This window comes from Gilliamella sp. Gris3-2, assembly GCF_001690345.1.
Lineage (GTDB): Bacteria > Pseudomonadota > Gammaproteobacteria > Enterobacterales > Orbaceae > Gilliamella > Gilliamella bombi.
Window position 1 is genome coordinate 122,026 of the sequence record NZ_LZHB01000069.1, and the last position, 11,944, is coordinate 133,969.

Annotated in this window: 14 protein-coding genes; 8 read left to right on the plus strand and 6 right to left on the minus strand. The window is 34.4% G+C overall.

Going from position 1 to position 11,944, the window contains the following annotated elements; genetic code table 11:
* Positions 1-120 precede the first annotated feature (120 nt).
* Positions 121-1,068, plus strand: coding sequence for a ribose-phosphate pyrophosphokinase (locus tag A9G32_RS09620; protein WP_034915766.1), 948 nt, complete (start codon positions 121-123; stop codon positions 1,066-1,068).
* 75 nt (positions 1,069-1,143) lie between these two features.
* Positions 1,144-1,728: an aminoacyl-tRNA hydrolase gene (gene pth, locus A9G32_RS09625; RefSeq protein ID WP_065561443.1), complete on the plus strand. Its 585-nt coding sequence runs from the start codon at positions 1,144-1,146 to the stop codon at positions 1,726-1,728.
* Positions 1,729-1,833: 105 nt separating this feature from the next.
* On the opposite strand, the gene A9G32_RS09630 is transcribed toward pth, so the two are convergent.
* A complete protein-coding gene (locus A9G32_RS09630) occupies positions 1,834-2,265 on the minus strand; it encodes a DUF3597 domain-containing protein (protein ID WP_065589418.1) in 432 nt (143 codons plus the stop codon).
* A gap of 592 nt (positions 2,266-2,857) precedes the next feature.
* Between A9G32_RS09630 and A9G32_RS09635 the strand changes: the two genes are divergently transcribed.
* The 5 genes from A9G32_RS09635 (at position 2,858) to rpmE (ending at position 6,761) form a co-directional block, all read left to right on the plus strand.
* Positions 2,858-3,319 carry a DUF721 domain-containing protein gene (locus A9G32_RS09635; protein WP_034914376.1) on the plus strand — a complete coding sequence of 154 codons (462 nt, stop codon included), beginning with the start codon at positions 2,858-2,860 and terminating at the stop codon, positions 3,317-3,319.
* A gap of 62 nt (positions 3,320-3,381) precedes the next feature.
* On the plus strand, positions 3,382-3,786 hold the full coding sequence (locus tag A9G32_RS09640; protein WP_065561406.1) for a YhcB family protein: 405 nt from the start codon (positions 3,382-3,384) through the stop codon (positions 3,784-3,786).
* A gap of 79 nt (positions 3,787-3,865) precedes the next feature.
* Positions 3,866-5,239 carry a Do family serine endopeptidase gene (locus A9G32_RS09645; protein ID WP_065589419.1) on the plus strand — a complete coding sequence of 458 codons (1,374 nt, stop codon included), beginning with the start codon at positions 3,866-3,868 and terminating at the stop codon, positions 5,237-5,239.
* 112 nt (positions 5,240-5,351) lie between these two features.
* Positions 5,352-6,404 carry an outer membrane-stress sensor serine endopeptidase DegS gene (degS, locus tag A9G32_RS09650; RefSeq protein ID WP_065589420.1) on the plus strand — a complete coding sequence of 351 codons (1,053 nt, stop codon included), beginning with the start codon at positions 5,352-5,354 and terminating at the stop codon, positions 6,402-6,404.
* A gap of 141 nt (positions 6,405-6,545) precedes the next feature.
* Positions 6,546-6,761, plus strand: a complete 216-nt coding sequence (rpmE, locus tag A9G32_RS09655; protein ID WP_034914396.1) for a 50S ribosomal protein L31 — start codon at positions 6,546-6,548, stop codon at positions 6,759-6,761.
* 90 nt (positions 6,762-6,851) lie between these two features.
* Here rpmE and metJ read toward each other — a convergent pair whose 3' ends face one another.
* Positions 6,852-7,163: a met regulon transcriptional regulator MetJ gene (metJ, locus tag A9G32_RS09660; protein WP_034914400.1), complete on the minus strand. Its 312-nt coding sequence runs from the start codon at positions 7,161-7,163 to the stop codon at positions 6,852-6,854.
* 177 nt (positions 7,164-7,340) lie between these two features.
* On the opposite strand from metJ, the gene metB reads away from it, so the two are divergent.
* Positions 7,341-8,507 carry a cystathionine gamma-synthase gene (gene metB, locus A9G32_RS09665; protein WP_065589421.1) on the plus strand — a complete coding sequence of 389 codons (1,167 nt, stop codon included), beginning with the start codon at positions 7,341-7,343 and terminating at the stop codon, positions 8,505-8,507.
* 76 nt (positions 8,508-8,583) lie between these two features.
* Here the strand turns inward: metB and citX are convergent, their stop codons facing one another.
* The 4 genes from citX to citD form a co-directional block, all read right to left on the minus strand.
* Positions 8,584-9,135, minus strand: a complete 552-nt coding sequence (gene citX / locus A9G32_RS09670; RefSeq protein ID WP_065589422.1) for a citrate lyase holo-[acyl-carrier protein] synthase — start codon at positions 9,133-9,135, stop codon at positions 8,584-8,586.
* Positions 9,136-9,211: 76 nt separating this feature from the next.
* The gene (gene citF, locus A9G32_RS09675) at positions 9,212-10,741 is read right to left on the minus strand and encodes a citrate lyase subunit alpha (RefSeq protein WP_065589423.1); all 1,530 of its coding nucleotides are present in this window, start codon (positions 10,739-10,741) and stop codon (positions 9,212-9,214) included.
* Positions 10,742-10,753: 12 nt separating this feature from the next.
* Complete coding sequence (gene citE / locus A9G32_RS09680) at positions 10,754-11,641, minus strand: citrate (pro-3S)-lyase subunit beta (RefSeq protein ID WP_034914409.1); 888 nt, start codon at positions 11,639-11,641, stop codon at positions 10,754-10,756.
* Complete coding sequence (gene citD / locus A9G32_RS09685; RefSeq protein ID WP_065589424.1) at positions 11,638-11,928, minus strand: citrate lyase acyl carrier protein; 291 nt, start codon at positions 11,926-11,928, stop codon at positions 11,638-11,640. The genes citE and citD overlap by 4 nt, the downstream gene beginning before the upstream one ends.
* Positions 11,929-11,944 lie beyond the last annotated feature (16 nt).

Genomic DNA, 11,944 nt, shown 5'->3' on the forward strand with positions numbered 1-11,944 from the left:
ATATTTTCAATATATTTTTATATTGTAGTTGAGCATAATCAATAAATGATTATATAATTATAGCCCCAGTTTAACCGATTACGAATAAAGTAATCATGAATACATGCTTGAGGATTTCTCGTGCCTGATATGAAGCTTTTTGCTGGTAATGCCACACCAGAACTAGCAAAACGTATAGCTAATCGTCTTTATACTTCTCTTGGTGACATTGTGGTAAGCCGTTTTAGTGATGGTGAAGTTAATGTCCAAATCAATGAAAATGTCCGTGGTGAAGATGTTTTTATTATTCAATCAACTTGTGCCCCTACCAATGACAATTTAATGGAATTATTAGTTATGATCGATGCAATGCGCCGAGCATCTGCTGGTCGTATTACTGCTGTTATTCCTTATTTTGGTTATGCAAGGCAAGATCGTCGAGTTCGTTCGGCTCGTGTCCCTATTACTGCTAAAGTTGTTGCTGATTTTCTATCAACTGTTGGTGTCGATAGGGTTTTAACCGTTGATCTTCATGCCGAACAAATTCAAGGTTTCTTTGATGTACCTGTTGATAATGTATTTGGTAGCCCAGTTATTTTAGAAGATATGCTACAACGTGAGTTTGATCGCCCAATTGTTGTTTCCCCTGATATTGGCGGAGTGGTGCGTGCTCGTGCGATAGCTAAACTACTTAATGATACTGATATGGCAATTATTGATAAACGTCGTCAACGTGCCAATGAAGCAGAAGTGATGAATATTATTGGCGATGTTGCTGATAGAGATTGTATCTTAGTTGATGATATGATTGATACTGCTGGAACACTTTGTAAAGCAGCTGATGCTTTAAAAGCTCGAGGTGCCAAAAGAGTATTTGCTTATGCTACCCACCCGATATTTTCAGGTAAAGCAGTAAGTAATATTAAAAACTGTGCCATTGATGAAATTGTTGTTTGTGACACAATTCCATTAACGGCTGAAGTAAAAGCATTGAAAAATGTTCGCCAATTAACATTATCAGGTATGCTTGCTGAAGCAATTCGTCGAATTAGTAACGAAGAATCAATTTCAGCAATGTTCCATCAATAACCTATTTTATCATTGGTATAATGCCCCTTTTTTGGGGCATTTTTATCGATAAAATCTAGTGACAATAAAAATATTATGACAACGATAAAACTGATTGTAGGACTCGCCAATCCCGGAAATGAATATGCAGCAACAAGGCACAATGCAGGTGCGTGGTTTGTTGAGCAATTGGCTGAACGTTATAATCAATCATTAAAAAATGAACAAAAATTTTTTGGTTACACATCACGAATCAACATTTCAGGTCATGATGTACGTTTATTAGTTCCAACTACTTTCATGAATTTAAGTGGTAAAGCTGTTCAAGCTATGGCTACATTTTACCAAATAAAGCCAGAAGAGATCTTAGTTGCACATGATGAACTCGACTTAAATCCCGGAATAGCTAAACTTAAGTTTGGTGGTAGTCATGGTGGGCATAATGGGCTAAAAGATATTGCTAGTAAATTGGGAAATAATTTAAATTTTTATCGGTTAAGAATTGGTATTGGACATCCTGGCGATAAAAATAAAGTTGTTGGTTATGTTTTAAATAAGCCATCTAAACCTGAACAGGAATTAATTGATAAAGCTATTGACGAATCTTTGCGTTGTACAGATATCTTATTGTCTGATGGGATAGACGTTGCAATGAACAAGTTACATGCTTTTAAAGCTTAGTTAAATTGTTGAATGTTTCAATAACGTAAAAATCAATAAATATCCACTTTAATAAAAAAATCCACCTAAAATATTAGGTGGATTTAATTGTCTTAATATACTCTTTTAAGAAAAAAGATGGGTTACATTACCACCTTTTTCAGCAATTTTTTTCATTACTTCTTTAATTAACCATGTATTCATTGCTGCGGTATCATCAGTATTGCCTGGATAATTCAGTTCTTTCGCTAAATTTTTCCGTGCATCTAAACTGCTATCTATACCTAATAATTTCAATAGATCAACGATAGATGTTTTCCAATTAAGCGTTTCAGGGTGCTTTTTAGCTAAATTCTCAAGAATAGAGGAAACATCAACATTAGTTGCAGATGCGCTTTGCTCTACTTTATCTTGGACTTTCTCTGAGCCACTCGATACTGTATTTTTAACAGATGCGGTGATATTTTCAACTTTATCCTTCACAGCATCAACTGCATTATCTACTGTTGCTTGAGCACTTGGAAATACTTTGGAAAAAATGTTATTTAAAATGTTCATATTACATCTCCTTGAAATTTAAACTGCTTTAAAAAAACTGCTTAACGATATAGATGTAGAAAAGATCACATTCAATATAGCGCTTAAAAGAATGTAATGTCAAAATTATTATACATTAATAGCATTTTCTGTATTACGATAAAGTGTTTACTAAGATATAAAACAATTATTTTAAATATTTTTCTAATATTAACTGAATTGAGGTAGTAAGTGCCTTCCAGTTGACTTATACAATTGGTCAACCAATTATAATCTTTTTATTGATACTATTGGATTGAGGCTAGGCTATGCTATTTGTGCTATTGTTTTATGGACTTTTATTAGAGAAAATAAGTGGAATAATCAAAGCTAACCTTTATAATTAGCTTTTATTTTTATAAAACTGGCAGATATTATATTAATAGTATTTGCCAGTTTTTTATTTTGTTCTTCTAATTTTGAGTTATTTGTGAACTTTTTATAAAGTGTTAATTAAGTGAAAATATTCTTTTTTTAAGGGACTTTTTCATTCAAATAAGATAAATTACTTAAACATTGGTGGAAAATATTTTTGCATTTTAGTTATTACTATTTTTTAATAAAAGGCATAATTATGCGTTATAACGAACCACAAATGTTGACGTCAATTTTGACACAAGCCTCTTCTCTGTCTAAGATTCAAGATAGAACTAATGCATTATGCTCTTTAGCTAAAGTTGTTTATGATTTATTGCCTTCACCATTAAATCAACAATGCCGAGTTGCTAACTATCGCCAAGGTGTGTTGATTTTAGAGGTTAGCTCAGCTTGTTGGTTAACTAGATTGAAATATGAACAAAGCAATTTAATTTCTGAAATACGAAAAATTATTTTACCATCCTTATCTTCTATTCAATATCAGATTAATCCAGATATTTCAGTGAGGTGGTCACAGAGCAATTATCAAAGTGATAAGTCATCTTTAGCTTCAAGTGTGATGACACAAAAAAGCGCAATGTTTCTATCTGCATTAGCAGAAAATGCACCAGACAAGTTAAAAAAACAATTGATAAAACTTGCTAACCATGCAAAATAAGCGCTGATAATTAGTCTTCAATTTTATAAAATTATATATCTTAAAGATATAAGGAGTGAATAATGGATAAAGGTATGCTTACTTATCTTATAATTGGATTTGTGATTGGTTTTATTATTTGTTTCATTTTTATTAGTGTTATTAGTCCTAAGGCACGTAAATATGCCAAAGTTAAACAAGAGTTAGATCAAACAAAAGATGAATTAATAGCCCAAAAACAAATGATTGCTAAACATTTTTCACATAGCGCAGAAATATTGGATAATATGGCTAAAGATTTTCGTCGCCTTTATCAACATATGGCTGAAAACTCCAGTCAATTTATGGATAGTGGTAATATTCAATCTTTAGATTTTGATTCAAATACAGATTCTAACGAAACAAAAGAAATTACGCTTGATAAGCAGCCTAGAGATTATTCTGATGATTCTTCAGGTTTATTTAAAACGGATGAAAATAAATCTTAACCAATGATTTTATTCTCCGTTACTTAATATTCAAGCAATTTTATAGAGTGTAAATTTTTGTAAAAGCGAGAGTTCTGAGATGATTAATTCATTAAAACAACAAAAAAAATTATTAAGTATTTTAGCTTTAAGTTTAGGAATAAGTTTATCTGTACTTCCGAATACTTATGCAGCTTTTCCTCCTGCCTCAACCGATAATAATACGCAACTGCCAAGTTTGGCGCCTATGCTTGAAACTGTATTACCATCAGTTGTTAGTATTAAAGTTGAAGGAACAGCTCAAATGCAAAATAACATGCCAGAAGAATTTAGACGTTTTTTTGGTTATCCAGATAGCCAATCAAGGGCGTTTACAGGTTTAGGTTCTGGTGTGATTATTGATGCAGAAAAAGGCTATGTTGTTACGAATAATCATGTTATTGATGGTGCTGATAAAATTACGGTTGCTCTAAACGATGGGCATGAATTTAAAGCAAAACTAATCGGTAAGGATCCACAAAGTGATATAGCATTACTTAAAATCGATGATGCCAAAAAGTTAACAGCTATTAAATTAGCAGATTCTGATAATTTACGTGTTGGTGATTATGCTGTTGCTATTGGTAATCCATTTGGCATTGGTCAAACTGTTACTTCAGGGATTATTTCAGCTTTAGCTCGTAGTGGACTTAATATGAATGGTTTTGAAAACTTCATTCAAACAGATGCTTCAATTAACCAAGGTAACTCTGGTGGGGCACTTGTGAATTTAAATGGTGAGCTTGTTGGTATAAATACCGCAATTATTGCTCCAAGTGGTGGTAATGTAGGGATAGGATTTGCAATTCCTAGTAACATGGTAAAAAGTTTAACTTCTCAGCTTATAGAATTTGGTGAAGTAAAACGTGGCGTGCTTGGTATCAAAGGTAATGAATTGACATCGGATATAGCAAAAGCGTTTGATGTTGATGTTCAAAAAGGAGCCTTTGTTAGTGAAGTTATTGAGAATTCAGCCGCACAAGCAGCAGGAATTAAATCAGGCGATATTATTGTCTCGATGGATGGTAAACCAATTGATAGTTTTGCTGAACTACGTGCAAAAATTGCGACAACTGGAGCAGGGCGAACTGTTAAGCTAGGTTTAATTCGAGATGGCAAAACAATATCTGTCGATGTAAAACTAAAAAATAGCGACGAGACAACAACGGATGCGAAATCGCTACATTCTGCTCTTGATGGTGCAACGCTTAGCAATGGTGAAATTAAAGGCCAAAAAGGTGTTTTAATAGAAAGTATTGCTAAAAATTCGCCTGCGTCTCGACTCAGTTTGCAAGAGGGAGATCTTATTACTGGAGTTAATAAAGAACGAGTAACTAATATTGCAGATCTTAGAAAAATTATTGATAGTCACCCATCAGTAATTGCATTAAATATAATTCGTGGTGATAGTCGTTTATATTTAATTTTACGATAATTAGTCATTTTTTATATCGTCGATGCTTTAGCATCGACGAAAACTTTAATTTTAACCTTTATATAGATGTGTTAAAATCTTCATTATTCTTCCCATTACAATTCTGAAACTAATGCTCAAAAAAATTCTATGGTCAATATTAATTGGAACGGTTTTAGCTATTGTGTTATTGATTATTTTTCCTTCTTTACAAAAAGGAAACCAATCAAATTTTCCAACTTCAATTTTTCATGATGATCCATTAAGTTTTTCTAGTGCTGTTAAAACAGCAGCCCCTGCAGTAGTTAATATTTATAGCCGCTCAATTAATTCTTTTTCTCAGGAATCACAAGATAGTCCAATAACTCCGCTCGGTTCTGGAGTAATTATGAATGGGAATGGGTATATTGTTACTAATTATCATGTAGTTGAAGATGCAGAACAAATTATCGTCGCATTGCAAGATGGACGAATATTTGAAGCTTTATCTGTAGGCTCAGATAAACTTGTTGATCTAGCGGTATTAAAAATAGAGGCTTCAAATATCCCCACTATATTGATAAATCCTCAACGCGAACCTAAAATTGGTGATGTCGTATTAGCCATAGGGAACCCTTACAATATAGGGCAAACTATTACACAAGGTATTATCAGTGCTACAGGTCGTGATGGATTGAGCCCATACAGAAGGCAAAATTTTATTCAAACTGATGCACCAATAAATCATGGCAATTCAGGCGGAGCGCTAGTAAATAGCAAAGGTGAATTAATGGGAATTAATACTCTTACCTTTGCAAAAAATCTAGGAAATGACATTCCTGAAGGAATCGGATTTGCTATCCCAACTGCATTAGCAGTTAAAATCATGAATAAATTAATTCGCGATGGAAAAGTTATTAGAGGATATATAGGAATTGATGGATTAGAATTTGCACCAACTCAAAATCCAAGTGATATGCCAGTGGTGTTAGGTATTTTAGTCACCAGAGCGGAAGGTCCTTCATTACAAGCGGGAATACAAGCTAATGATATTCTGATTATGGTAGATAATAAACCTGTTAAATCAATTGTTGAAACAATGGATCAAATAGCTGAGTTGAAACCTGGTACAATTGTCCCCATTATAGTTCAGCGAAATGGGGAAAAGATTGAACTGCAATTAACAATAGGTCAATTACCTGTTTAATTGTTCTTTTATTTCTTGATTAACTCGACTATTGGCCGTATAATCTGCTGTCTTATCATGTTTTTTTAACACTCGTATGGTGTATAGATTTTGCTTTTATGGCCATTTATATAGCGATACGAAAAACTTTAGAGGTTCATTATGAAAGAAGGTATTCATCCAGAATATACTGCAATTACAGCAACTTGTTCTTGTGGTAACGTTATTAAAACCCATTCTACTGTTGGTCATGATATTCATCTTGACGTATGTGGCGAATGTCACCCATTCTATACTGGTAAACAACGTGATGTTGCAACTGGTGGACGTGTAGATAAGTTCAAACAACGTTTTGCTATGGTTGGCGGTAAAAAATAATTTTTCGGAAAACCATGTCCCAAAATTAATAATAATAGAAAAGGCGCATAAGCGCCTTTTGTTTTGCAAAATTAGTTTTTTAGTTAATAATCAATCAAAATCGGGATTAATACCTAAATCTTGCATCATCTTTTTAGCTTGCTTAGGAATACCGTCTTCACGATCTTTTTGTAAATCATCGTCACAAGGTAAAGGTTGACCGGTATAAGCATGAAGAAAGGCTTCACACAATAATTCACTATTTGTTGCATGACGTAAATTATTGACTTGTCGGCGAGTGCGTTCATCAGTCAATATTTTTAAAACTTTCAACGGAATTGATACTGTAATTTTTTTTACTTGTTCGCTTTTTTTACCATGTTCAGCATAAGGGCTTATATATTCGCCATTCCATTCCATCATCTTGTCACCAAATTACATCACAAATAATGTGGGCAATTCTAACGTTTTTTTTATTTTTCTGCAATCTACACACCAAGATAGTTAGACGTCTAGACATGTTGACGTCCTTATTGAATGTGTTATTCTTATACAATCTGTTGTTGAAGTAAGTAAAGTATTATTTAGAGGAATATTATTATGGTTAGTCAAACCAACAATTTAAGCCAAGGAACAATAGCTGTTCGTGGTGGGATTAATACTGATGAGCAATATGGTAGTGTCGTACCTGTTATTACACCATCTACTTGTTATCGTTATGAAGAATTTGCAAAACCAAGAAAGTTTGATTATGCACGAAAAGCGAATCCTAGTCGGCGATTAGTAGAAGAAACTGTTGCAAAATTAGAAGGTGGTGCCGATGCTATCTTAACAAACTGTGGTATGTCAGCAATTCACCTTATCAGTGTTGCTTTATTAGCGCCAAATGACTTAGTTGTTGCTCCTCATGATTGTTATGGCGGCAGCTATCGACTTTTTAATAGTCTAAGCCAAAAAGGCTATTTTAAAGTGAAATTTGTTGATCAGTCCGATGCAATAGCTTTACAAGAAGCACTTAATTTACATCCTAAATTAGTATTGATTGAAACACCAAGTAACCCATTACTTCGTGTTGTTGATATCAAGAAAATAGCCCAACAAGCACATGATGTTGGATCTTTGGTTTTAGTAGATAATACATTTATGACGCCAATTTTACAAAAACCGTTGGAGCTTGGCGCTGATATAGTCAGCCATTCTTGTACCAAATTTTTAAATGGGCATTCGGATTTATTAGCGGGAATTTTAGTCTTCAAAGACCAACAGCTTGCTACAGATGTTTTATGGTGGGCCAACAATATTGGTACGCTTACTTCATCATTTGATAGTTATCTTTTATTGCGTGGGTTACGAACTCTTGCTGCACGTGTTAATTTGCAACAAGAAAATGCCCAAAAAGTTGTTGAGTTTCTTATTAATCACCCAAAAATAGCAAAAGTATTTCATCCCTCTTTACCATCTAATCTTGGGCATGATATTGCTAAAGAACAACAAAAAGGGTTTGGCTCGTTACTAAGTTTTGAACTGGTTGGAAATGCCGATGTAATGCCTAAGTTTTTAAAAGCGCTTAAAATTATTACATTAGCTCAATCACTTGGTGGCGTTGAGAGTCTTGTCTGCCACCCAGCAACAATGACACATTCAGGTATTAGTGCAGAAGCACGAAAAACAGCGGGTATTTCAGATCAGCTATTACGTATTTCAGTTGGTTTAGAAGATATTACTGATTTACTAGCTGATTTACAGCAGGCACTTGAAACAATCTAATTGAATTTTTAGATTAAAAAGGATTGATGATATAATGCTGTAATGTTATTTCATCAACCTATTATTTGCACTTTTATTAAAGTGATGTTTTATTCTTTCTGAAATTTTCTATTTTCTTTTTTATCGCGGTAAAAATTTCATCAATTGAATGCCGTTTAGCTCTACCACAAATTTTTGCCTCTTCATTGCAGACCAAACATTGTCTTGGTTGATTTTCGAATTGAGAACGTGACAGGCTATTTTGTGTAACAATGTCAATAACATCAATATCCCACAAACGCCCTAAGGGATGATTATTTTCGACTTCAATACAATATTTTTTAAGGGTTTTAGCTGAACATTTAATTGCTATGATTGCTTCTGAACCAGTAATGTAATGGAAATGATCTTCATTGATTATTGTTATATCGTTTTGTAAAAAACAGAGATGTAAAGCTTTAATTGCTTCGTCAAAAAGATAACGGGCTCCGCTACTGTTTTTTATAGGACCAGGAATAACTATGCTTAATGATATGATTGGATATTTATAGCATGTCATTGCATGCTTTTGGTTTTCAACTCGCTTTTCCTTGGCTAGTAGCATTTGCTCAAGGGTAATAGGAGTGCCATCATCAAATTTAATTTGCATTTTTTTCATCAAATAGAAAAGTAATAGCATGACACTTTTACATGTCAGGCTATTACTATATTAATAAAGATTAAAATTAATCTTTAACTTGGCGTACGACATCAATAACAGAGCCATCACGGAAATGTACGATACCAACGATTTTATCATTAAATTCGATTGGTTTTGGTTCACCAGTTAAAGACACAGCACGTTGATAAAGCTCTTCAATGCTCATAATTGGTAAGTTAGCTGCTTTTAAACGTTCAGCAATTTCTGGACGATTAGGGTTAACAGCAATACCATGGTCAGTGACTAGCACATCAACGCTCTCACCAGGAGTAACTAATGTTGTTACCTTTTTAATTACTGTTGGAATACGGCTACGAATGAGTGGCGCAACAACAATTGTTAAGTTTGCACCAGCAGCTGTATCACAGTGACCACCAGAAGCACCGCGCATTACACCGTCAGAACCAGTTAATACATTAACATTGTAATCAAGGTCGATTTCTAACGCACTTAAAATAACAATATCAAGCTCATCAACACTTGCACCTTTTGAGGCAGGATTTGCATAAACATTAGTTGAAACTTCGATATGATCTTTATTTTTACCTAAAGATTGCCCCGCAGTGCCGTCAAAACTTTGAGTATCTAATAAACGTTTAACTAATCCTTTTTCGTGAAGATCGACAATACTTGCTGTAATACCACCTAAAGCAAATGATGCAGTGATATTTTTCGCACGCATGCGATTTTCAAGGAAACGAGTTGCTGCAGTTGACGATGCACCAGAACCAGTTTGGATTGAAAAACCATCTTTAAAATAACCAGAGTGTTCAATAACATCAGCTGCATAACGAGCGATCATCAGTTCGCGTGGATTGCTAGTTATACGCGCTGCGCCCACACTAATTTTAGTTGGGTCACCCACTTCATCAACTTTAACAATATAATCAACTTGATCTTGGCGAATACTTGCTGGATGATTAGGATATCCAACAATATCCTCAGTTAATAGTACAACTTTTTTAGCAAATTGCGCATCAACCATAGCATAACCTAGAGCACCACATTGTGATTTTCCTGATACACCATTAGCGTTACCTTGTTCATCAGCGGTTGATACAGCTAAAAATGCGATATCAATGTTAATTTCACCACTTTGGATCAGTTTTACACGCCCACCATGAGAATGGATATGGACTGGGTTTTCCATTAAACCGTGAGAAATCGCATCGGCTAATTTACCACGTAAACCAGAGGTATAAATTTTAGTAATTACACCAGATTCGATATGAGGAATTAACGCTGAGTTACAGCTTAATAAAGAACTTGAAGCTAGCGTCAAATTTTTAATGCCTAAATTACTGATAGTCTCAACAACTTTGTTGATAACCTTATCGCCTTCACGAAATGCATGGTGAAAAGAGATAGTCATTCCATCACGCAATTCACATTTTTTAATTGCTTGCTCAATAGAATCACACAATTTACGCGTGTATTTAGACTCATCTTTTAAATATGGAGTTGTTGCGTTAGCATCAACAAAAGGCTTAATATTCTTGAGATCAGGGTGCTGTTTAAGCAAATCATCAATTTTTTTGTTTATAGAAGTAGTCATTTTTCAATCCTATCAAATTTCTTTACGTACACCAGAATACTTAGCCAACTCGATAACTTTTCTAGCTCGAGCAATAATCGGTGCATCAATCATTTTGCCATTTAGAGAAATAACGCCAAGGCCTTTTCTTTCTCCTTCTTCTGCTGCTTCAACTACTTTTTGAGCATGTTCAACTTCAGCTGCTGTTGGAGCATAAGCATTGTGGAGCAGGTCAATTTGTCTAGGATTAATGAGCGATTTACCGTTGTAACCTAATTTTTTGATTAAGCTGACTTCTTTCAAGAAACCTTCATCATCATTAACATTAGAGTAAACAACGTCAAAAGCATCAATTTTAGCCACACGTGCTGCATGCAATACTGCACAGCGAGCATAGAATAATTCTGTACCATCGCCACGTTCAGTTTGCATATCAACAAGATAGTCAAATGCAGCTAGCGCAATACCGATTAAACGTGGAGAAGATTTAGCGATAGAAACGGCATTAACAACACCTTGAGCAGATTCGATTGCAGCCATTAATTTAGTGCTACCAACTTCACGCCCACACTCTTTTTCGATTCTTTCAACATGGGCTTCTAACTCATGAATATCTTCAGCACAGTTAGTCATTGGTAAACGTACTACATCAACACCCGCTCTTACAACTGCTTCAAGGTCTTTTAAACCAAATGGAGTATCAAGTGCGTTGATTCGTACTACTGTTTCAATCCCGTGCTCTTTATAAACAGGAAGAAGTAAAGTTTGTGCAACTAATAAACGTGCTGAATCTTTTTCCTTAATTGAAACGGCATCTTCAAGATCGAACATGATTGAATCAGGCTTATAAACAAACGAAGTTGATAACATAGCGGCGTTTGCACCTGGAAGAAATAGCATACTTCGACGTAATTTTTTCATAGTAATTTACTCCAATCTAAGTTTTCTTCTTCTGCGCCACGTAAAACTGCACATTGAACTCTAGCTTTAATAGCGCAATCAAGTGCACCTTTATCATCAATAATGATTAAACCGTCGGTTACATTAAGCTCATTTAAAGTTTGATTAACAACCGCACGGATTTGATCGCCAAATTGTTTATTAACATCACTATTAATAACAATTTCAATTCCCGTGTTTGGCATGACTTTGACTAACAAATCGCTAGATTCAAGAGTCCCCGCCATGGCTTCTTTTTGTATTTTCATTTTTTTACCTTTTAAA